The following is a 21,379-nucleotide window of genomic DNA, read 5'->3' as shown; positions in this document are numbered from 1 at the left end:
CATCCAAACGATGAGATAGACCGGATCCAAAGGGCGGTTCTGCCATTCCTGAGCAGCCTGGTTGACTTTGTTCGTGATGATGGAAATAGCTGATGTGGACAGTTCTATCTCATAGATTTCACGCATCTCCTCTTCTATGTCTGACACGCTCATTCCTTTGGCATATAGGGAGATAACAAGTTTTTCTTTAATATTATCGACACTATACAGGGACATTCAGTAAATGTCTATAGTATAACTCCTCAACCAGTTCCAGACACCAATCATTAAAACAGGGATATTCCTAAAATAATAAAATTTAAGGCAACTAATTCATTGCGAGTTAGTTGCCTTTTTTGTATCTTTAAGCATTCCCCCCAAAAAACGGTTTGACGGCCAAAACGGGGGTAATCTAAAATAAAAACACATGGTAAAGATACAAAAAATCTCAGAAATCGAACCTCGTTTAGGTTTTACCGAGTTCGATATGCTAAAAAAATATCGTCAAAGTTTTGCAACGAGTGAATTAGGTCGCCTCCATGCTCTGTTTCCTTTCTCGGAACTGACCCGACAAATGCATTTGAAGTCCTCTGCTTTGGGTCGTAAAAGTTATTTTTCTCCCGAAGGTAAAATAGCCTTGATGGTCTTGAAGTCCTATACCAACTTTTCCGATGCACAACTGATTGAGCATTTAAACGGTAATATTCATTACCAGTTGTTTTGTGGTGTTCAGATTGATCCGCTTCATCCACTAACCAATCCTAAAATCGTTAGTGCAATTCGTCAGGAACTAGCGCATCGCCTTGACGTTGAGCCCCTCCAGCTCATTCTTGCCGAGCATTGGAAACCTTATCTTGAGAACCTTCATGTCTGTATGACCGATGCCACCTGTTATGAAAGTCATCTGCGTTTTCCTACTGATACCAAACTCTTATGGGAAGGTATTGTATGGCTTCATCGTCATCTGTGCAAACATTGCCAGACCTTGCACATACAACGTCCCCGTAACAAGTATCTTGATGTACGCCGTGCCTATCTTGCTTATAGCAAACTGCGTAAACGCAGGAAATCACAGACTCGTATGATTACACGAAGGTTACTTCAGTTATTGGAAAATTCAATACTGCCAACAGATAATCCAAATGATCGCCTGTCATAATATAACAGGCATTGTTCATTACATAATTGTTGGCATCATATGCAAAAGCCATTTGGTTTCCGATTATTTTCCATACAATTTTTGGCTTAGAAAAATCCTCCCAATAACTGATGCTATCTTGTGTTTCAAACCACTCGTTACTAGTTTTCTTTCGGGCTTTTATTTTTTTGCCATTAACAATATGAGTTTCTCCTGTTTGTTCTAAACGCTCTATGCCAATTGACAGAAGATAATTTTTCACCGCAGGATAACTTTCTATATCATAATGCCGCGAAGGAAATGTGGCTATAATCCACAAGTCCGCCCATTCATATTCATATCTCTTGATATCCCTGCCACGAAGAATCGGTCGTATAAGTTCAGCCGTCCGAACACGTTCATCTTCTGTTTGACAATTCGCTAGTATCTCATCACGCTTTTCGGTAGAAATGATAAAAGCATCATTGAAACCAGTTTTTATCCCATAGTTGATTTGGATGTTCCAATCCTTCAAGGGTATTCCCACAGACTCAATCTTCTGCTTGATGCTCTGTTCAATGGGAGACAATATCATCCATGGGATAGAATCTGCAAAGTTACACTTCACGCCTTGTTGCTGCACGAAATCGCTCAAATTATTCAAGCCATTCGAATCTTGTACCAAACAAGCTTGTGTGTTAAAAATATTTGCTGCTTTTTGAGATAAAAGAATATTTGCTTCTACCGTTATTGCATCGAATATTTTTATACCTGCAAAATCTACCAACATAATAGGATTGGTCTTGCTTGCGAAATAACCTCGCAAGGCTTCACCATACCCTGCACGCATCCATTTATTAGACGTGATATAGCAAAGAAAACCATTGGGAGTAAGCAGGTTCATACCCAACTCATAGAAGAGGCAGTAAATATCACCAGTGCGTGCATAAGTTATGTAACCCATGCATTCTAATACATCGGCACTCTTACCCATAGATTGTAACTGAATGTAAGGTGGATTGCCAATGATACAGTCAAATCCCAAGAAGTTGCCTTCGGCATCAAGTACTTCTGGAAACTCTATACGCCATTCGAATGCACCAAGATAAATTTTGTTGGAGCGTATTTCCTCAAATATATTTTCTAAAGTCGCAATTTCTTTCTTTAAATCGGCAATGCGCTTGTCCGACGCTTTCTTTTCCTTTTTTGTCGGTTCAAACAGTTGAGGCGCTTGTAAGTTTGCCAACTCAGAGCGGCGTTTGTTCAATCTAACCAATCGTGCATCCCGGCGGTTGATCTCTGTTTTCAGTTTCGACTTGATTTCTGTTATAAACGTTTCCAAATCCTGCTTTTCGCTTTTACTTTGGGCATTTTTATATTTAGCTACAGCCTCCTTATATTGGCTGATGCTGATACTAGACTCTCGCAGTACGGTCTGAATACTGTCTGTCAAAGCGAATCGGTGAAGCAAAGAATTTCCACATTTGATGTTAATGTCGATATTTGGTAAGGTTTCTAAATAAGTGTAATTACTTTCAGCCGTATAGTAAGCATTCTTCAACAATTCAATCCACAGTCGTAGGCGGCAAATCTTCACAGAGTTGGGGTTAATATCAACGCCAAATAAACAGTTCTCAATGATTTGACGCTTCTCCTTGAAAAGAGTTTCCTGCATGCGGCGACTTTCCGCATTGAGTGGGTTGTAAGCAAATAAATTACCTTCGGTATCGGTAACAATCAGCTCGTCATTTTCAATGGCAAGTTGATAGTCCGCTTTGCGGATACGCTTACCGGTAGCATCTACCAAAATACCTAATTCGTATTTCAAGAGTATCAGTTCATTGAGAGCAGACACAAGAAAGTGACCCGAACCAACAGCTGGATCACACAGTCGCAAACTGTTAATTAGTTCATTAGCTTCGACTATATTGTCAATATGGTTGTATAGTTCTATACGGGTGGTACAATTCCAGCCATAATAACCATTAAACTTTTGCAACACGGTCTTGGTGATTGCTTCACGGCACATGAACATAGTGATAAAGCCTGGAGTGAATACTGAACCATCCTTGTGACCATTTATTTTCTCGAATATAAGCCCTAAAACAGAAGCATTGATGAGTGTTTTAGCCTCTTCTTGCACTTCTTCACTGCCTTCGCTCGCAAAGTTATAAGCGTCGAGAAAAGCAAACAAATATTGCAGGGTGGGTAATGCGTTGACTTGTAGATTGCGTTTTTTATTTCGTAATACGCTACTCGCCAAGACAGGAAGTACCGTACGTTGTGAAAGGCTGTTTATCTTAATTGTTTTACTTTCCAAATCTGTCACCTCGAAAAGAGAACTGTTAAGATAGGGAACGTAAGCAAAATCACGCATAATGGAGTGTGTGCGGCTGCCCATGTCACGTGCAAGCACTTGGAAAAAGAGTGTGTTGAGATCATCATAGTCATGAATCTTAGTTATTGAAAGAAATTTATAGATTGCATCTCCATTGTGGTATTTCAACATCTGAGCCTCCAACAGTTTCAAGAAAAGGATACGATTCATCCAAGTAATACACAATTCCATTGCAACATTGAATAACCGTTCCTCATAATCATTCCCATACAAACGACCATTTATGTGACGCAAACAATCTTCTGCATCCAGTTGGTTAATAGTATTCTCTAGTAATGAAGCCTCGTCACGCCGTTCCACAGCTTTGCGTACAATCACGGTTTTATTATTCTCTTTGCGTTCCTCAATACCAATAATGTGTAGCAGCTCAGTGTAGAATCCACGGTTGAGCGAATTGCTGTCATTTTGGAACGATAGCTTCAAAAGATGTGTATCGCTGAATATCTTATAAAGTTCGATAAGTTTGCGTGAAGCGCTACTGTCTGTTCTATCAAGCAGGTGTTGATAGTCTTGTAAGTTGAAGTAAGTGTATTCAAGGCTATCTTTCACCTCCTCAATATAGGTTGTTGCAATTTCAGTATAGAAGAAATCGGTTTTGTTACTGGTTTTGCGTCCATCCACAAAGTCTTGAAACTCACGACGTAATTGTTTGTTCTGATAGAATTTGCGTTCAAACTCATGGGCATCAAAAATAAAGAATTCATGAATATTAGTAGCGATGAGATATTTAATATCATTGTTCTTCTTATTGACACGTTCTTTAAGATAGTATAGCAATAATTCCTGCAAAGCCTTACGATTAAGATTGTCATTAGAAATCATCTCACCTTTGTTGGTGGTACTCTTTACTTCAATCAATAACCCTATATTGGACTTGATAGTTTTATCCAATCGGATAGCCAAATCAATATCTTCTTCGGGAGCCATGTAGTATGGCTTGTAGAACGTTTCACTCAGAAAATTACGTAAATGTTCTTTTTGCGTGTGTTCTCTTTGCCCATCCACAATATTGTCTCTCAATGTGCGAAGGGCATTTTTGAATAAGTCAAAATCTGTTGTTTCAATCGCAACCTGTCTATATGCTTTGTTCAAAACTTGATTCGGTTTGAGTAGTCCCATAATGTTTGGTAAATGAGTTAATAAAATACAAAGGTAGTCTAAAAACTTGATAATAAAGAATGAACGTATTGGTTTAACGAAAGTTTGTTCTACTGCCAGCCATTATCAACAAACAATAGCAGCAGTAGATTTGACATGATTCTACTTATTATATTGTAATAGCCAGCCAAAGTAATCTTTTCACATCCGGATCTATCACAGGTTGGATAAGTTGTTAACCTGAAGGTAACCGACCTGATGGTATAGGAACAGGAAGAAGTCTGTAATCATGGCATTTACCCGGATAGAGAAGCCACATTTTTTATTGCCGGACTTCCGGCATTGCCTCATCCATGTGTGAAAAGGAGTTTTTTCTTTCACCACAACGTTCCTTTCACATACCCAAAGGGGGTAGTGGATCCAGACCTGCTTCGGCTTTCTTTTTCCTTCCCATATGACAAAAACCGACTATCCATGACTATTCCTGCCAGTGTGCCGGTCGTGCTTGCCTCTCATGGTTTCTTCCCTTATATTCGCACTGATATTTAAACGAGTTGAAAATATGGAAATATGCTACATCGAGGCCGGTGTCCTTGAGAGGATGCTGGCGCGCGCCGAGAACCTGTCCGCACGTGTGGACAGATTGTATGAGAGAAACCGCTGTAAGGAACCCGGAGAGTGACTGGACGGCCAGGATGTCTGCCTGCGCCTTGACATCTCGCCGCGTACCCTGCAGACTCTCCGCGATACCGGACGGCTGGCGTTCACCCGCCTCCAGCGCAAGTTCTATTACAAGCCCGGGGATGTGGAGAAGTTGATGGTCTACGTCGGCATCAGACGCAAGGAGAAGGAGGTGAGAGAAAGAAGGAAGAACGGAAACCTTTAAAGAGCGGAAGAGATGGAAGGCATTATCGACAAGGAGAACGAACGTGTCCGCAGGTTCTTTGCCCTGCTGGACGACATGGAGAAAAAAGTGGAACGTCTTGCTCGTGACAACCGTCCTCCCTTCAACGGGGAACGGTTCCTGACCGACAGGGAGCTTTCCGGGATGTTGAAGATCAGCCGCAGGTGCCTGCAGGATTACAGGGACCAAGGACGGATTCCCTATATCCAGCTTGGCGGGAAGATCCTGTACAGGCAGTCGGACATCGAGAGGCTGCTGGAGGAGAACTATCACCCTGCATTGGTATAATATCGTATTTAAGTTTAAGGATTGTCGCCGGAATTGCATTTACGATTCCGGCGGCAGTTTTTATTTAGCCTGCGGCTTCCTTGCCGGCCGCGGGCTTTCTTCTTTCCATCAGCCGGTTCATGTCCGAGGATATCTTCCGGTCGGTGACCTGGGCGTAGACCTGCGTGCTGTCGATGTTCGTGTGGCCCATCATCCTGGCGATGCTCTCTATCGGAATACCTGCGGTCAGTGTCAGGGTCCCGAACGAATGCCGGGCCATGTGGTAGGACAGGTTCTCTTTCATGCCTAATGCCACGCCCATTCCATGTACCTCATACCAGAGGACGTCGCGGACCGGCAGCGGGAATACCGGCCTGTCGTCATCCGTGGTGTTGTAAAGCTCCAGTATCTGTCCGGCTATGGGATGCAGCGGGATGAACGCCTCCACGTCCGTTTTGGCGCGGCGGATGCGGATATACCTTCTTCCTTCCGAAGTCGTTCCGATGTGACGGGGATGGAGAGCCCTCGTATCCGCGTAGGCCAGACCGGTCAGCGAGGAGAAGATGAACGTCCTGCGTGCCAGCTCCATCATCGGGTCGGGCAGCGGGGTTTCCATCATCCGCTTCAGTTCACTGCGGCTGATATGCCTTAGTTTAGGTGTTTCTTTCCTCTCGTATGCCACGTCCTCTATCGGATTGGCTCTTAGTATTTCCCGGTCCACGGCGATGTAGATGAGCCGGTTGAGCCAGCACAGGCAGTGGTTCACGTGTCCGTTCCTGTGTCCCAGCTCCTTCTTGAGAAAGACCTTGAACGATTCGGCGAACTCCTCGGTGATGTCCGAAAAGGCGATGTCCTTCATCCCGCGGGATTCGATGAACTGCCTGAGGTTGAGCTGGGTGGTCTTCGACTGGCGGTAGGTGGAAGTGGAGTTGATCTCCTTGGAGCGGACCCTGAGCCGTTCGCGTTCCACCTCTCCGGCCTGCAGGAGGTATTCCGGTACGGAATTGGCGCCTGACACGGTGGTCTTGAGCAGTTCGGCCGTGACCACTCCCTGGTTCCTCAGCAGGTTCCCGTACGCCTCTTCCAACCGGCTGCGGAAGGCGGCAAGGCGGTTGTTCTCCCTGGCTGTTTTGATTTCACACTTCTTGCTGTCCCAGTCCCCGGGTTTGCAATAGACGCCTGTCGTGACTGCCGATTTCTTTCCGTCGATGCTGATCCGGCAGAGGACGGCGGTCGTGCCGTCCGATTTCACCTTGTTACGGTTGATGTAGAATAAGAGCTTGAATGTACTGCGCATGATAATGATTGTTTAGGGATTAAAGGATAAGTTTCAAATCGCGGGTTGCCTCGACGAACCTGTCCATGTCCTCGAACAGCTTCTTCGGGGTTACGCGCGCGTATATCTGGGTGGTCTTTATGTTGGAGTGTCCCAGCATTTTGCAGATGGTCTCTATCGGCACTCCCTCCTCGAGCGTGACCAGCGAGGCGAAAGAATGCCGTCCCATGTGGTAGACAAGGTCCTGGCTCAGCCCTGCCATCAGGCGCAGGGATTTCATATTGGCCCTGAGCGTGTGGTAGTCCTGCGGCGGGAAAAGAGTCTCGCGGGTATCGTCCCGGTATTTCTCAATCAACGCGACGGCTTCCGGAAGCAGCTTGACACGTCCGAGGTAGTCGGTTTTCTTTCGCTGGTATTTCAGCCAGAGGCTGCCCTCGTCATCCCGGAAGAGGTTCTTCCGGGTGATGCTTACCGCATCGGCATAGGCGGTGCCGGTGTAACAGGCGAAGAGGAAGAGGTCCCGGGTGATGACATGTGACCTGCGTTTTTCCGGTATCTCCAGATCACGCAGCTTCTCGAAATTCTCACGGCTGAGTGCTTTCGGTGTTGTCTCCTTCTGCTTGGGCAGCTTGAAGTGGCAGAAATGGTATTTCTCCGAGTGGCCCTCCTTGTAGGCGATGCGGCAGATCTTTTTCAAGATGGCCAGGTAGCCGCGAAGCGTGTCCACGGCATATCCCTTTTCCAGAAGGATGAAATCCTGATAGTCGCGGATGAACTGCTCGTTGAGCTGCCCGAAGACAAGGTCCGGAACCTTGAATTTCGCCTTGATGAATTCGGAAAGCGTGCGGTAGGTGAAGAGGTAGGTCGAGAGTGTGGTGGGCGCACGGTCCACACCGACACGGGCCTTCATTTCCCCGTTATGCCGGTCGAGAAGTTTGAGCAGGGTCATCTGCATGCCCGCATTGCCCTGGAACATGTCCCTGACCGCGGCGGCATCGAAATCCCTTTTTCTTTCCATGAGGGAATTGAAGGCCGAGTGTACGGCAAGCAGCAGTCTTTCTATTTTTTCATTGGTCTCCACCGCTTCCCGGCTCTTGCCGTTCAGCCGGCTCTCACGCGCGTTCCACAGCCCGGGGGTGCAGGAGAGCTTGCAGCTGAACTGCGCCATCGTGCGGTTGAGGGTGATCCGTCCCATGATCGGGGCTTTGCCGGTCTTGTCCGGCTCGCTCTTTTTCAGGTAGAGCAGCACCTTGAATTTTTCCACTTTCATAACGCTCTTTTTTAGGTTGTAAAAATACTCCTTTGAAAAGCGTCCTTTGGCATGCAAAACATTGAGAAACAGTGAATACAAATCCGCTTTGTTCTTATCGGTAAAAATTCGGTTACCTGCCGTCGTTTCCGAAACAGGCGGCTAACAGTCTGGTAACTGAAACGTCGCAATATTTTGTTTTCTTTTGCAGGTCTGTCTGTTCTGCAATTCTCGCAAAATGCTTAATTATAAACGTTTTACGTTTAATTATCGTCATTCTGTTTTTTATTGCATTTCTAAATATTACTTACACCGCGCGTCACACGTGGGCCACGATTGCCTTTCATCAGGAGACGCCCGTGGGAGTGATCAGCCGTGGGCTGGGACACTCTTCGGTGAAAGTTACGGAAACTTACCTGAAACCTTTCGGTGATAAGGAAGTAGACCGGACAAACAGGAAGATACTCAACTATGTGCTAAGTGCGGTTTGAAGGTAGAATGTATTGAAGGTATTACGCTTATAATCAGTAGTGTAGGTAGTCTGTTACTTTGTAGGTAACGGCATTTAACAAATATCTGAAACAGACAGCGTTCTAAACCGAATAATTAGATTTAAACAATAAAAGGCATCCGATGATGGCAATAAAATGTTCATCCACGTTAAATTACACCAACGCGGACAACCCTTCTTATTGCTTTTTTAAGAGAAAATAGGGAAAACTAATGCTAAGCATGCATCTTTTTTAAAATTAATTATCTTTTTATTGAAAAACTTGCCTTTTTATTTGTTTGTGTGAAAAATAATGTCCAATTTTGCAGCAATAAAGCGATGCCGTTACCTACAAAGTAACGGTCTTCACAAACAAAACAAAAAGTTATGCTTACAATTTTAACCCAGGAGGCTATCAGGGTGCTTCGTTACATCTATTACCGTGATGCCGGCATATCTTGTCCTCCTGATTCTTCCGATTGCGCTTTCCGGAATGTTTCTGTCCTCCTTCCCCTGTTGGAGCGTGGAGGGCTGATTCGCTGTATATGCCCGGAATCTCCCGATAGTCCCGTTTCTTATGAACTGTGCAAGCCTTTGGGCTCCATCGACCTGCTGTCCTTGTTGCTGATCCTGCACGAGGGGGTGTGTCCGGTTTCTCCGGATGTAGACGAGCAGCGTGTCTATGGCCGTTATGGGTCGGTGGCCTCCCGTATGGGGGTTGTCAACCAGATGATGCGCAGCATATTCAGTGAAATCCATTTGACAGAACTTTGTTTGTAAACCGTTTTTTAGAGATTGCCGCCATGAACAGAATTTTACTGCTGCTCGGATATATCCTTTTGCTCTCCGCACCGGTCTGCGGTCGGGGTGTCGGCACACGTGCGGTTTCGGACTGCGATTCGTTGCACACGTTCCGTTTTGTACAGGGGCGTGACGTTCTGTATGCCGACTATCAAGGCAACAATCACGAGCTGAAACGCCTGTTTGCCGCCGTCTCTTCTTTCCGTGGCCCTATCGCCGACGGGAAGATGCGTATCTATGTAGACGGTCATTGCACTTCGGGCGGGAGCGTACACGACAATCTTTGGCTGGCCTATGTGCGTAGCAGCCGTGTGAAGTCCGAACTGATCACCCGCAAGGGCATGAAAGAGGAGTATTTCGTGACTCACAACCATGCCGTTTGCTATCCCGGCGAAGAGCGCGACGTGGTGATTGTCTGCCTGCGCGAGCCTGCGGGTGCGGATATTTTATCCGCCGCCCGCCGCAACTATGGCATGTATGCCTCCCGATATCCGCTTTTGCCTCCTGCGGTCCCATCTGCTCCGGACAACCGCCCGTGCCCGCCCCCCATTCTTTTTGTACCGGTCGGTCCGGCCGGTCATCCCGGTACGGTTGCGGGGTCGGGAGCAGAAAACCCGCGTCGGATGCTCTTCTCCCTGAAGACGAACCTTGCCGACTGGTCGGGGCTGACGGCGGAAGGCCGCCTGGGAGCTTTCAGGCCCAACCTGGCGCTGGAGCTTCACTTTGCCCGCCGTTGGTCTGTGATGGCCTCTGCGGCGTATTCAGACTGGAAAGGCGGGCGCGATCACCGTTTCTGGGGCGTCTCCGGCTACAGCCTCGAGCCCCGTTTGTGGCTGAAAGGTGACGGGCGTTACCGTTGGTTCTATCTGGGTGTCTACGGTCAGTCGGGCGATTTCGATTACCGTCCCTCGCCCGCAGGCGATACGGACGCCACAGGCAGAAGCCGCACCGGACGTTACCGGCATGCGGGACTCTCCGCAGGCGTGTATGTCCCCCTGTCCCGTCATTGGGGCATCGAGGCGGGAGTGCGCGGGGGATACCTCCATTCGTCCGCCAAGGCTTATGATAACGAACCTCCCCATGCATACTATCACCATCCGGCCTCCTTCGTCCGTTGGGGTCTGACGGGGATCAACCTGGGGCTGGGATATAGGTTTTAGAAATACAATGGGAATATGATACTCAAACTGAAATACATACTGAAAGCTGCCTTTCTTTCCCAGCTTCTCTTCTCGTGTACGGAGCGCTCGCTCGAACCGCGTCCGGAACCGGAGCCGGTTCCCATCCGTCTCTTTACGGGTATCCGTACCCGTGCGACGGTGGACGTTTTCGGCGATACCCCGGTGTGTGTCGCTTACGGTGTACGTACTGGACAGTACGACGGGAGCTGGGACGGCATTGCCACGGACAACGAGATCCGCCTGATGCCCGAACGCTACTATCCGTCGGACGGCTCGGCGCTCTATCTGCGGGGATACTATCCTCCGGCACCGCTGACGGCTGACGGGCGGCTGACTTACCGCCTGACGGGAGAAGAAGACCTGATGCTGACGGGCGAACAGAACGGATCGCTTTCCGCTCCTTTCGGGGAGTCCGACAGCCAATCGCTCCTGTATCGGCACTTGCTGACGCAACTGATCTTTACACTCACGGTAGAGGCCGAAGATACCGGGGCGCTCCGCGTGCGGTCGCTCCATCTGAACGGACTGACGGACGAGGTGACCCTCTCCCTGGCCGAAGAGTCGCTCTTGCCGGGTGAGCGCACGGTGAGCGTGCCCGTTTATGAAGCGGGCGAAGAGGCGGAGGGCCTTCCGTTTGACGGCAACAAGCTGACGCTGCCGGGCTATGTGCTGGTACAGCCTTCCGCTACGCTGACCATCGACCTGGTACTTTCGGTAGACGATGACCGGACACACGACCGCGAATACCGTGCCCTTCCCGTACGGTTCGAAGGCGGGGAGGGGGAAGGCGGAACGGCTTATACCGTCCGGGTGGAACTTCCCGATCCCGTCATTCCCGATCCGGTGGAGATTGTAGCTGTCGCTACGGTCGGACGGTGGCAGGAGGGTGACTCCGGCAGTGGGGAACTGGTGGACAATCGGTCTGCCGAAACAGAACAATAAACATATTTATTAACTATAAAACTTTTAGAAAACAATGAAAACGAAACTAAGTGTGGCGGCTATGGCCCTTTTGCTGGCAAGCTGCTCAAGCAATGACAGTGACCTTTTGCCCGAGAATCCGGTGAACGCGACTCCTATCCAAGTGTCGCAAAGCGTGCAGGGCATGGTGAAGACCCGCGCGGCGGTGGCCGAGGGTAGTTCCGTGACGGCTACGGTGCTGATGCATGACGGAACGGCGAGTGATTGGACGGGGTTTACCGCTGTCGCAAAAAACGTACTTGACGCTTCAGATAACACCTTGACCACCCGTGCTACGGTCTCGAACGCTACCTTCACGGTAGGGAGCAGTGCCGTTAAATTGGGATTGAATCCCACGCTTTATTATGACGTTGCGGACAAAACAAAGAACTCCTTCCTGGTTGCCGTATCTCCTGCCGGTGAGGTTAATGGAACTGTGGTCACACTTCTGCAGACCGATGGACAGCAGGACGTGATGTACGCTCCGGAAGCGGAAGCAGGCAATAGTAACAGTGTACAAACCGCTGCTCTCACTTTCGGTCACCTGACCACCCAGCTGAATTTTGCCATGAAACTGCAACCGGCGGATTCGGAGGGTGAATGGACCGATAAAACTGTCAGCCTGAAAAGCATTGAAGTGCAGGAAGCCTATCGCCCTGTCAGTGTAGACGCGAAGAGTGGTGACGTGGTTTGGGATAATGTAAATAGCGGAACTCTTCCGGTTCCGGGTATCTCCAACAACACATTGGGGAAAGAGAGTGTGAAAGTAGGCGTACCGGTCATGATCCGTCCCGCATCCAAACTTACGGTTTGTGCGATTATCACTGTAGGTGGAACCGATATTCCTTTCCACAATGTGCCCGTTAAGGATGCGAATGATTCAGGCAAGGATCTGACTACGGAGACGGGTAAAGCCCATCTGATCACATTGACGGTGAAAGAGCCGAAGAAGGCTTCGGGAGCAACCGTTGTGTCAGCTACAGCGACTGTAACTCCATGGAAATCGGGTGCTGCGGGTAGCGCAGATTTAGAATAATCATTCTTGCGGGTCATGTCAACGAAACACTCTTCTATAGTGCCAAGCCTTTTCGTTCTGCTGAGCGTATGGGTTGCCGGCTGTGCGGATGCCGGCTACTCTTCCTTGTCCGAGGAAAGGGTACAGGTACAGCTTTGCGCCCGTGACGGAGTGCTGTCGAGGGCATCTGATGCCGGTAATCTGCCCGAACAGGAGTTCGAAGCTACCGTGGCGCTTTCCACGGCTAAGGGTGACTATGCTTCTCTGTCGGAGGCGTGCGAGGGTACATGGAATGCTGCCGTCAAGACGGATGGTAAGATGGAATGGAAAACGGCAGGGGGGAGTGACGTACCGGTATATCCCTCCTCGGGCGACTGGCTCTACCTGACCGCTTTCTCTCCGACTGCCGTTCCGTCAGGCGGTGTGGCCTCTTTTGTACTTACAGGCCAAACCGACTTGCTCTATGCCCCCGAACTTCGGGGAAACAAGTGGGAAGGCGAGCGCTTTGCCGGGAACCGATGGAAACCGGACCGTCCGTTGCAGTTCAGTCATCTGCTCACCCAGCTCAGCTTCAAAGCCTGCAAGGCTATCGCTGACGGAGTAGAGGTGCAGATCACTAAAATCAAGGTGAACGAGGCGAAACCTTGTGTCTCTCTACCTCTGTCTACCGGTATCCCCGCGTTCACTGCTACTACGGAGCATCCTGTCGGGTTGACTCTGGACGTCAGTAGTGACGGAGGGAAAAAAGTGATCGGCACCACTCCTGTGGAAGTGGGAAAGATACAGGTTCCGCCGCTCGAGGGCGGCAGCACGTATACGCTGAAAGTAGAAACATCAATAGGTACATTCGATAATGTGTCGCTTACGTTCGGTGATTCCAACGCAAGCGGGAAAAATCCGTTGCAGGCGGGCATGTCACACGTAGTGACGCTGAACATCGGCGACCATGAACTGGGAATCACTTCGGTAACGGTGCAGGCGTGGGCTCCGGTGACTGTTGACGGCACTCTGGATGCGGATTAGATACATGAATTTAAAAAAAGATAAAACGAACATGATGATTAACCAAACGAAATATCATTGGCTTATGGCCCTTCCGGCATTGCTGTTGGCTGTCGGATGCAGTGAAAGCATCTTGCCCGAAGGACAGGATACCGGGGTGGCGGAATTGCAGGTGTCGCCACAGGTGGTGTTGACACGCGGCGCGATAGATGCCGGCTCGGATGCATCGGCTGTAGGGAATGCATTAGGAAGCATCGCGGTGTATGCCAACAGCACAACGACGAATAAGACAACGAATAACTATGGGTTGTACACTTACAGCTCTTCGGCATGGGGCAATAGCAGTGCGACCGATAAAATCTATCTTTCGGCGGAAGAGGCTACGATCTATGCGCATTATCCGGCGTATCAACTGGATAGTAATGGTGAATTTAAGAGTAGCGGTACTGCGCTGAAGGCTACTGATTCGAGTGGCGAATACACTGATAATTCCACGATCAATATCTCTGTATTTCCGGGGAAGGGCGGAGAGGCTAACGCCACGATCGACTTTCAATCCACTGACAATTCGGAGAGTAACTCCTCCGGTAGCGCTAAGATCCTCGCAGCCTCCGGAGAGGTGGACTATATGTATGCCGATCAGAGTACTGCGGTGAAAGCCAGCTATAAAAACGGTGATACGAATAAAACCGGAAAGGTGACGCTCGCCATGAAGCACGCCCTTGCGATGGTCAGCTTCCGGGTATATGCGGATCATACCTATAAAAATACCGGTGCATTCACCAGACTGGTATTAGCCAATAAAAGTGGAGGTACAACTATATTAAATAATGGAGGTAGCCCTACCATGAAAATTAAGGATGGTACGATCACTGTGGGTCAGAGTCCGGCGGCAGTGACCTATACACGTGATATAGCAAACTATACGTTGCCCAAAGCAGAGAGTAGCGATGCTTCTGCTGCAACCACCGCCAAAAATAACGCCAAGAAAGCCAGTATCCTCGTCCTGCCTGAAAGCACGGTCGATAAGTCGACCGTGGAAGCTACGCTGACGATTGACAACCAGGATTATAAAGTCGCCCTGCCTAGTAGCAACAGTGCATGGGAGGCCGGAAAGAATTACCTGTACACCGTCAAGCTCAGTGGCTCCGAACTCGTCATTTCGAGTGTGACCGTGACGGAATGGACAACGGTTGCTTCAAGCACAGATCTGGATATAAAGTGATAGAAGAAAAACTCAACAAGATAATAGATGAAGAACGTATTCATTCTTTTGCTCCTTGGGACCGCATCCCTGTTTTGCATAGCCTGTTCCGGTGAGAACTCCGTTCTCACCGACGGCGATGCCGTCCTCTTGCAGCCCGGTGTTCATGCCGGTGCCACGCTCGCCTCCACCCGTAGCATGATCAACGATGTTGGTACGGGTGCAGACCGGATCAGCACCATTGGCATCTACCTCGCCGCTGCGGACGGCAGTCTCTATCCGGGCAGCAACGCCGGGGGAGCGACCTTCACGAAAGCGGCTTCCGGTACCAATTGGACGAGCACTCCTTCTACCTACGTCAGCCTTGCAAAAGCAACGGTCTATGCCTGGGCACCCGCTGCGACAGCCTTGAAGAGCGATGGCGGCAGTGGTAGCGGAGGCAACAGTGGTAGCGGCAGTGGCAGCGGTAGCGGTGGCAGCAGCAGTACTGTCTTGCCTGCTCTCCCCGTCAGCGTGCCTGCCGGGCAAACCTTCGACGGAGGAAATACCTACGACTGCTCTACCACCGATTATCTTTACGGTTCCGGCAGCGCTACCGTAGGTTCGGCTACGGCGGTTACCGCCAACAGCCTGTCTGCTTCGCCGACCCTCTATCTGCAACACGCCTTGTCGCAAGTCGTGTTCCGCATTCAGAACGCGAACGACCGCACCCCGGATCCGACATACGATTATGTAAAGAAGATTAAGCTTACGGCAGCGGGCGGCGCTACTCCTTTCTACTGTACGACTGCTTCCGGATCCGGATCGGCCGGCACGATGTCCCTGACGGATGGCGCTTTGTCCGGACTGGACGCGGTGGGTGAAATCTCTTTTACCCCATCGGCCCGTCCGCAACAGGTCGGCACCTCGGGCCCCGTTACAGTGGCCTACGGGTTGGTGGCTCCGAAGGCTGAGGCAGCTTCGGGCACGCAGGTGACGTTGACGCTGACACTGGGTGAACAAAGCTCGGACGTTACCGAACGGGATCTTACCCTCTCGACCAATGCCTTCAACCCGGCATGGCAGAAAGGATACCGCTACGTCTATACCTTGACGCTCGGCGAACGGGGAATCAGCCTGCAACCTGTCGATATAAAAGGGTGGACGGAAGTTTCCGGGGGGAGCAGTGACGTAGATCCCGGCTGGCAATGAAACAAATGGTTCAGAACAATAAATGGTTCAGAATGACAAATGATTCAGAATGAATGATTCAGTATGAAAACAGATAGATTATACCAAACGGTTTTAGGCTGCCTGCTGCTTACCGCAGGCTGTTCGGACAATGCGCTGACCCCTTCGTTGCCCGAAGGGACTCCGCTTACGGTGTCCGCCGCGATCTGCGCTTCCGGTGAAGGCCGGGAGTCTGAGACCCGGGCGGCCGTGGCAGCCGGGACCCGTGCCGTGGCAGCCGACAACGGTTACGACCGCAGCACCTTTGCCGCAGGTGACAAAATCCGTATCATCCGCTCGCGGAACGGTTCGTCATCCACTCCGGTGGACTATACATTGAACTCCGCTTCTTCCGGCAACAGTACGGGCGAGTGGAAACCTTCGGTGACGGGTACGGGTACGGAGCTGCTCGTTGAGTCCGGAGCCACCTACCAGGCGAGTTACCCTATCGAATACTCGGGTATCCGTGCCGACCAGCGAAAGGCGGGAGGTGAGGACTACCGCCTGAGCAATCTGCTGGAGACTCCTGAGAAGGTGGCGATCGGCCGTGACGGAACCCTCTCCTTTACAGGCGAGAGCGCCTTTGTGCACAAAGGCGTGAAGCTGACCCTGAAATTTTCGGGAAAGCATACACTGTCCAAGGATTTTACGAGTATGACCGTAACCGGGAAGGGGCTTTACTCCGGAGGAGCAAGCAAGGATGAAACCGTCTACCTGTATCACCCCGGCGGTACAGGCGATGCGAAATATACCTGGCATGGCATTATCGCCCCGCTTACTTCCCAACAGTCGATACAGGTATCGGTGACGGATGCTAACGGAGTGGTCTATGACATCACCCTCACTTGCGCAAGGGCGGCGAACAGCCACTACACCTATACGCTCACCCTGAAAAATAATGTGCTGGTTCCCACCGGTCAGGAGATCAAAGAGTGGCAAAGCGGGGAATCGCAAACAGGAACCTTAGTTGATGTAACCCCATGAAAAAGAAAAAGAATAGAATCCTATCGGTATCCGGGGCGGCTCTCTGCCTGTTCTTCCCGGTTCTGCTGGCCGCCTGCTCGCAAGAGGATGCTTTGCCCCGTCCGTTGGAAGTATCGGCGGAGGTGGGGAATCCCGCTACCCGTGCGACGGATGCGCATGCCGATGATTATGATAAAAGAGAATTTGTAGCGGGTGATGTCATCCGGATTACGGATGGCACGAAATCTGCCAACTACCAACGGGTGGTCACCGGCACAACCGGCACCTGGCAACCCGCAAGCGGACAAACAGCGCTTACCACCACCGGTAGTGAAACGTTTACGGCTTCGTATCCTACGGCGTTCACCCGGATTCTAGCCGATCAGCACACAGCCATCAATTTCTGGCAAAGCAACCGGCTGACGGCTAAAGGAGTACTCGATGGCAATAAGGCTACGTTCTCGTTCGCTCCGGAAGCGGCGAAGGTGACCTTGGTGGTGAAGTATGGAAATAATGATAGTGACAAGAAACTTCCCGGCACGGCAAGCCTGGAGGGTACGGGGATTGCCACCGATGTCTCTACATCGGAGACGATCAACGCCTATGGCGCCTCGGCAGCGGGAACTTCCGCTCTGCAGCATACGTATGTGGCCATCGTCAAGCCCGGTTCCCGAACGTTTGTGATCAAGGTGAAGGCCGGCGACAGCGGCGAAACGGAGAAGAAGTACACCGATAAGGCGGCCCATACCTTGAAGGCCGGATACAACTACCAGTATAACTTTACGTCCACCAATGAATTGATCCTGAACGGTATCACCGTAGAACGATTCGTAGAGACAACGGAGACAGACGTGGGAAACGCCACTTAATGAAAAACAGATACGAAAACGGATATGAACCTACAAAAATACAATCGAATGAAGAAGCCGGCGAATCGCCTCTACATGGCGCTTGCCCTCGGAGCGGGGATATGCCTGACGGCTTCATGCGCCTCGGACGACGGATTCGCCGCCGATGAAGGCGCGCTGGAATTGCAGCGGATCGAAGTGGAGGGAGAGGAGAGCATCACCCGTGCGGAAGCAACCGCTATCACCGAGGTGGACGTGTATGCCACCAATACCGCACACAAGGCGTATGGAGACAATCCACTGATGACATTCTCCTTGAAAGAAGGAGTCTGGACTCCGGACAAGCAGACGATCATGAACAGCACTTCGGGTGATGCCTTGCTATACGCCTATTATCCTCCCGCAGCCATCCAAGCGTCCGGTGACGGTGAACATACGACGGCGGTGAACCTTCCGTCGTCATTGACTGATTTTCTCGCTACCGGGCAGGCCGATTATCTCTACGGTGTGGGTACGGATACGGGGACAGCCCCCGTCACGGCAACACTTTCCTCGAGAACCGTCAGCTTCAAGATGAAGCACGCGTTGGCCAAAGTCAGTTTCCATATCGTGAAGTCGGCTTCGGCCACCGAAGCGCTAAAGCTGATACAGGTGGATGTGCTGAGCGGAACCAACCGTCTGCGGACAGGCATCGGGACGATGAACCTGAAAAGCGGATTGCTGAACAGTCTGTCGGATATTTCGACACTGACACTGGCGCAGGCGAGTGGCGTGGAGTTGAAGCTGAAAGAAAACCAGAAAGGACCGAACGTGACCTGCCTCGTGGCGCCGATGGCGAAAGAAGAAACGGTGCTCTCGTTCCGGCTCAAAGTATGTGTGGACGGAGAAGCTGCCGCGAAAGCGCATACGTTTGAAACCCAATCGCTGACAGCGCAGTGGGAGGCGGGAAAGCATTATGTCTATCTGATTACGGTGGACAAAATGGGAGGTACCCTGAGCTCGGTACAGATAGAGGACTGGAAGAACGATGCGAACCAGAACACGAGTATCGGGATTTAGTGGAAAACGATCCACTCCGTGTTACTCTGTGTACTCTGTGGTGAACTAAAACAAGAAACGATGAATAAAAGACTGAAACTTTGGATAGGGTGTTGCCTTTGCTTGCTGGGAGCGCCGGGACTGACAGGATGTTCGGAACAGGCTCCCGGGGAACCCGGCACGGAGGAGGGAGATCCGGTATCGCTCCGCTTCTCTCTTTACCGGGCGGAGGCGGACGAGGCTTCGACCCGTGCCGATGCGGCAACGGATATGGCGGATGGAAAGACTTTCTGTATCTATGCTTTCCCCGCAGGTGCGTCTACCACGACGACGGAACCGCTGGATCATAAAGTATATACGGTAAAGGGTGGAGTGGCTACGGGCGAACTCTATCTGTATCGCGGAACGTACGACCTTTATCTGGTATCGTACAACTCTTCGACGGAAGTGCCCGAACTGAAAACGGACGGTACAATTCAGGTGTCGAACGGAAAAGACTTTATGTACACCAGCCTGAAAGGGATCGTGGTGCAACCCAACCAAACGGGAGAAAACATGATGGACGTAGTGCTGCCGGCTCCCTTTAAACGCTTGGGAGCACAGATTAAAGTGAGTGTGGCGGCAAAAAGTGGAACCCATCCGGTTACTCCTACCAGCTTGGTGGTGAACTCCTTCAAGATGGGAGGACTCCGGGCGTCGTTGCCTTACACGTTGGGCAGTACTGCCTGGGGGACGGTAGCGAATGAAACATTTGCCACTACTCAGACCTTCACCGGATTCACATATAATACGACAGGGCAAACAGTTACCATTCCACGAGTCAGTACGCCGGTTGTGGTGCTTCCGGTAGACGGATCGGCCATGATTTCTTTTGATGTGAATCTGACGGTAGGTTACAAAGATAATGGGGATAAGACATTGACCGAGACTTATCCGGCGGAGATCCAGAAGGTGTTGCTGCCGGGCATGACCTATACGTTCGACTTCACACTGACGTTCTATGGCATACTCGACCCCGCCGACTTGACGTTGGCGATAGGCGAATATGAATCGACCGTAACGCTCGATTCGGATGAAATGGGAAAATAACCGGCATATTCATATACAATTATCATATTTAGAATCAGATCAAAACAGAATGGCAAAAAGACAATACATACGACGATGGACGGGCAAATGGGCACTCGGTTGCCTGCTGGCGGTTTCCGGCCTATGGACGGTTTCCGGCTTGCTGGCGGGATGCAGCGAGGAATCCGTAGAGACTTCCGAGGAGCTTCGATTAGTTCTGAAACTGCCTCCGGAGCTGACGGTGGATACGCGCGGAGAGATTAACAATATTCCTGTTAACACGATCTGGGTGCTGCAATACGCCACCGAGAGCGGAGTGTCAAAGCTGAAGCAGAAAGCTTTTTTTGGTACGATTGGAAATCCGGGAAGCAATCAGACGATTGAGGTCAACACCAAGAATGATGATGTTGCTTTCGTCCAGGCGGAGAGTCGCTTCTATGTCATTGCCAATGTGGACCAGTCGTTCCTGAGCGGCTTCACCGGAACCGAAGCGGAACTGAAGGCGAAAACGGTGCCCTTTTCCGGTTATAGGAACAAGCCGTCCCTGTTGACATCGGGGCCGCTGGAATATAAGCCCGATCCCAATAAACCGGGTGTGATACCGCTGGTGGTTCCCTTGCGGCGGGCTTACGCCACGATTTCCTTGTCCTGGAAGAAAATGGGAGATCTGGCAGACCCAAAGAATCCGAGTAACCTTGTCGTCAAGTCCGTCTCCCTCTACAATGTACCCACACACATGGCGCTCTATACGCGGGGAGGCGGAAGTATTAAAGATAAGTATCCTGCGGATAACGATGGTTCTACGGCTATCACATCCACAAACGGAACAGAGATCACTACTAATTGGGCTTCGTCTTCTTCTTTCGAATTCTATATGCCGGAAAACTTACGGGGAATGGGAACAGCCGCCTCGTTTATGGAAAAGAGCATTCCGGCTAAAGGGCCGGACGGAACATTGGACTACTGTACGTACATCAAGCTGTCGGGTAAATATGTGTATGCGGGCGCAAAAGACTCTATCGGCGTGAACTATCTCCTGCATTTGGGCGGCAACCTGATGACTGACTACAACATCCGCAGAGATTACCTTTATAACCTCACCGTCAATATCAGTGGCGCCAACAGCGCCGATGTGCGTGTGACGATCACGGACGGTAACGTAGTGATGTTTGATGCTGTGGAGGTGCTTCCGGTGAACAATGTAGTTTTCAAATAAAAGACAGAAATGAACTTGATTCATCACAGATTACACCGATTTTCACAGATCAACACCGAATCTTTGATTCGATTGAGCTTGATTATCAGTGAAATA

General features: G+C 50.3%; 18 protein-coding genes and 3 pseudogenes. 17 read left to right on the top strand and 4 right to left on the bottom strand.

All coding sequences use genetic code 11. The features are described from left to right. Positions 1-174, bottom strand: a pseudogene (locus tag BSHG_RS05960) (transposase); the annotation flags it as partial. Positions 175-406: 232 nt separating this feature from the next. Between BSHG_RS05960 and BSHG_RS22305 the strand changes: the two are divergent. Then, positions 407-1,093: pseudogene (locus tag BSHG_RS22305) on the top strand (transposase); the annotation flags it as partial. On the opposite strand, the gene BSHG_RS05965 reads toward BSHG_RS22305, so the two are convergent. Then, positions 1,065-4,613 carry an Eco57I restriction-modification methylase domain-containing protein gene (locus tag BSHG_RS05965; protein WP_004327088.1) on the bottom strand — a complete coding sequence of 1,183 codons (3,549 nt, stop codon included), beginning with the start codon at positions 4,611-4,613 and terminating at the stop codon, positions 1,065-1,067. The pseudogene BSHG_RS22305 and the gene BSHG_RS05965 overlap by 29 nt on opposite strands. A 661-nt stretch (positions 4,614-5,274) precedes the next feature. Between BSHG_RS05965 and BSHG_RS22290 the strand changes: the two genes are divergently transcribed. Both BSHG_RS22290 and BSHG_RS22285 read left to right on the top strand, forming a co-directional pair. Continuing rightward, positions 5,275-5,478 (top strand): helix-turn-helix domain-containing protein, encoded by a 204-nt coding sequence (locus BSHG_RS22290; protein WP_032849094.1) that lies wholly within the window; start codon positions 5,275-5,277, stop codon positions 5,476-5,478. Positions 5,479-5,490: 12 nt separating this feature from the next. Further along, positions 5,491-5,784: a helix-turn-helix domain-containing protein gene (locus BSHG_RS22285; RefSeq protein ID WP_004311261.1), complete on the top strand. Its 294-nt coding sequence runs from the start codon at positions 5,491-5,493 to the stop codon at positions 5,782-5,784. Positions 5,785-5,848: 64 nt separating this feature from the next. Here the strand turns inward: BSHG_RS22285 and BSHG_RS05975 are convergent, their stop codons facing one another. Both BSHG_RS05975 and BSHG_RS05980 read right to left on the bottom strand, forming a co-directional pair. Then, positions 5,849-7,060 carry a site-specific integrase gene (locus BSHG_RS05975; protein WP_004311260.1) on the bottom strand — a complete coding sequence of 404 codons (1,212 nt, stop codon included), beginning with the start codon at positions 7,058-7,060 and terminating at the stop codon, positions 5,849-5,851. Positions 7,061-7,079: 19 nt separating this feature from the next. After that, positions 7,080-8,309 (bottom strand): site-specific integrase, encoded by a 1,230-nt coding sequence (locus BSHG_RS05980; RefSeq protein ID WP_004311259.1) that lies wholly within the window; start codon positions 8,307-8,309, stop codon positions 7,080-7,082. Positions 8,310-8,593: 284 nt separating this feature from the next. On the opposite strand from BSHG_RS05980, the pseudogene BSHG_RS23570 reads away from it, so the two are divergent. From BSHG_RS23570 to BSHG_RS06040, 14 genes and pseudogenes are all read left to right on the top strand, one after another. Beyond that, a pseudogene (locus BSHG_RS23570) lies at positions 8,594-8,779 on the top strand (recombinase); the annotation flags it as partial. A gap of 386 nt (positions 8,780-9,165) precedes the next feature. Then, positions 9,166-9,558 (top strand): hypothetical protein, encoded by a 393-nt coding sequence (locus BSHG_RS05985; protein ID WP_005793534.1) that lies wholly within the window; start codon positions 9,166-9,168, stop codon positions 9,556-9,558. Positions 9,559-9,581: 23 nt separating this feature from the next. Next, on the top strand, positions 9,582-10,739 hold the full coding sequence (locus BSHG_RS05990) for a DUF3575 domain-containing protein (RefSeq protein WP_008660413.1): 1,158 nt from the start codon (positions 9,582-9,584) through the stop codon (positions 10,737-10,739). A 15-nt stretch (positions 10,740-10,754) separates the two neighbouring features. Then, a complete protein-coding gene (locus BSHG_RS05995; protein WP_005793536.1) occupies positions 10,755-11,702 on the top strand; it encodes a fimbrillin family protein in 948 nt (315 codons plus the stop codon). 34 nt (positions 11,703-11,736) lie between these two features. Next, entirely contained in the window at positions 11,737-12,756 is a 1,020-nt protein-coding gene (locus BSHG_RS06000; RefSeq protein ID WP_008660411.1) for a fimbrillin family protein, read from the top strand. A 15-nt stretch (positions 12,757-12,771) separates the two neighbouring features. After that, a complete protein-coding gene (locus BSHG_RS06005) occupies positions 12,772-13,758 on the top strand; it encodes a fimbrillin family protein (protein WP_008660409.1) in 987 nt (328 codons plus the stop codon). A gap of 31 nt (positions 13,759-13,789) precedes the next feature. Further along, positions 13,790-14,962: a fimbrillin family protein gene (locus tag BSHG_RS06010; protein WP_008660407.1), complete on the top strand. Its 1,173-nt coding sequence runs from the start codon at positions 13,790-13,792 to the stop codon at positions 14,960-14,962. A 27-nt stretch (positions 14,963-14,989) separates the two neighbouring features. Continuing rightward, positions 14,990-16,132 (top strand): fimbrillin family protein, encoded by a 1,143-nt coding sequence (locus BSHG_RS06015; RefSeq protein WP_008660405.1) that lies wholly within the window; start codon positions 14,990-14,992, stop codon positions 16,130-16,132. Positions 16,133-16,195: 63 nt separating this feature from the next. Then, on the top strand, positions 16,196-17,134 hold the full coding sequence (locus tag BSHG_RS06020; RefSeq protein ID WP_008660404.1) for a fimbrillin family protein: 939 nt from the start codon (positions 16,196-16,198) through the stop codon (positions 17,132-17,134). After that, the gene (locus tag BSHG_RS06025; protein ID WP_008660402.1) at positions 17,131-17,982 is read left to right on the top strand and encodes a fimbrillin family protein; all 852 of its coding nucleotides are present in this window, start codon (positions 17,131-17,133) and stop codon (positions 17,980-17,982) included. The genes BSHG_RS06020 and BSHG_RS06025 overlap by 4 nt, the downstream gene beginning before the upstream one ends. Continuing rightward, entirely contained in the window at positions 17,982-18,131 is a 150-nt protein-coding gene (locus BSHG_RS23565; RefSeq protein ID WP_230582656.1) for a hypothetical protein, read from the top strand. The genes BSHG_RS06025 and BSHG_RS23565 overlap by 1 nt, the downstream gene beginning before the upstream one ends. Before the next feature lie 13 nt (positions 18,132-18,144). Then, entirely contained in the window at positions 18,145-19,020 is an 876-nt protein-coding gene (locus BSHG_RS06030) for a fimbrillin family protein (RefSeq protein ID WP_230582655.1), read from the top strand. Between the two features lie 60 nt (positions 19,021-19,080). Then, positions 19,081-20,088, top strand: a complete 1,008-nt coding sequence (locus tag BSHG_RS06035) for a hypothetical protein (RefSeq protein ID WP_008660399.1) — start codon at positions 19,081-19,083, stop codon at positions 20,086-20,088. Next, positions 20,072-21,283, top strand: a complete 1,212-nt coding sequence (locus BSHG_RS06040; protein WP_008660397.1) for a DUF4906 domain-containing protein — start codon at positions 20,072-20,074, stop codon at positions 21,281-21,283. The genes BSHG_RS06035 and BSHG_RS06040 overlap by 17 nt, the downstream gene beginning before the upstream one ends. Positions 21,284-21,379: the final 96 nt, after the last annotated feature.

Source organism: Bacteroides sp. 3_2_5 (assembly GCF_000159855.2).
GTDB lineage: Bacteria > Bacteroidota > Bacteroidia > Bacteroidales > Bacteroidaceae > Bacteroides > Bacteroides fragilis.
This window is presented reverse-complemented; position numbering and strand designations above follow the sequence as displayed.

Excerpts from the sequence above, each read along its gene's own strand:
- BSHG_RS05965 (WP_004327088.1), bottom strand. The coding sequence starts at position 4,613 with ATGGGACTACTCAAACCGAATCAAGTTTTGAACAAAGCATATAGACAG.
- BSHG_RS22285 (WP_004311261.1), top strand. The coding sequence starts at position 5,491 with ATGGAAGGCATTATCGACAAGGAGAACGAACGTGTCCGCAGGTTCTTT.
- BSHG_RS05975 (WP_004311260.1), bottom strand. The coding sequence starts at position 7,060 with ATGCGCAGTACATTCAAGCTCTTATTCTACATCAACCGTAACAAGGTG.
- BSHG_RS05980 (WP_004311259.1), bottom strand. The coding sequence starts at position 8,309 with ATGAAAGTGGAAAAATTCAAGGTGCTGCTCTACCTGAAAAAGAGCGAG.
- BSHG_RS05985 (WP_005793534.1), top strand. The coding sequence starts at position 9,166 with ATGCTTACAATTTTAACCCAGGAGGCTATCAGGGTGCTTCGTTACATC.
- BSHG_RS05990 (WP_008660413.1), top strand. The coding sequence starts at position 9,582 with ATGAACAGAATTTTACTGCTGCTCGGATATATCCTTTTGCTCTCCGCA.
- BSHG_RS05995 (WP_005793536.1), top strand. The coding sequence starts at position 10,755 with ATGATACTCAAACTGAAATACATACTGAAAGCTGCCTTTCTTTCCCAG.
- BSHG_RS06000 (WP_008660411.1), top strand. The coding sequence starts at position 11,737 with ATGAAAACGAAACTAAGTGTGGCGGCTATGGCCCTTTTGCTGGCAAGC.
- BSHG_RS06005 (WP_008660409.1), top strand. The coding sequence starts at position 12,772 with ATGTCAACGAAACACTCTTCTATAGTGCCAAGCCTTTTCGTTCTGCTG.
- BSHG_RS06010 (WP_008660407.1), top strand. The coding sequence starts at position 13,790 with ATGATGATTAACCAAACGAAATATCATTGGCTTATGGCCCTTCCGGCA.
- BSHG_RS06015 (WP_008660405.1), top strand. The coding sequence starts at position 14,990 with ATGAAGAACGTATTCATTCTTTTGCTCCTTGGGACCGCATCCCTGTTT.
- BSHG_RS06020 (WP_008660404.1), top strand. The coding sequence starts at position 16,196 with ATGAAAACAGATAGATTATACCAAACGGTTTTAGGCTGCCTGCTGCTT.
- BSHG_RS06025 (WP_008660402.1), top strand. The coding sequence starts at position 17,131 with ATGAAAAAGAAAAAGAATAGAATCCTATCGGTATCCGGGGCGGCTCTC.
- BSHG_RS23565 (WP_230582656.1), top strand. The coding sequence starts at position 17,982 with ATGAAAAACAGATACGAAAACGGATATGAACCTACAAAAATACAATCG.
- BSHG_RS06035 (WP_008660399.1), top strand. The coding sequence starts at position 19,081 with ATGAATAAAAGACTGAAACTTTGGATAGGGTGTTGCCTTTGCTTGCTG.
- BSHG_RS06040 (WP_008660397.1), top strand. The coding sequence starts at position 20,072 with ATGAAATGGGAAAATAACCGGCATATTCATATACAATTATCATATTTA.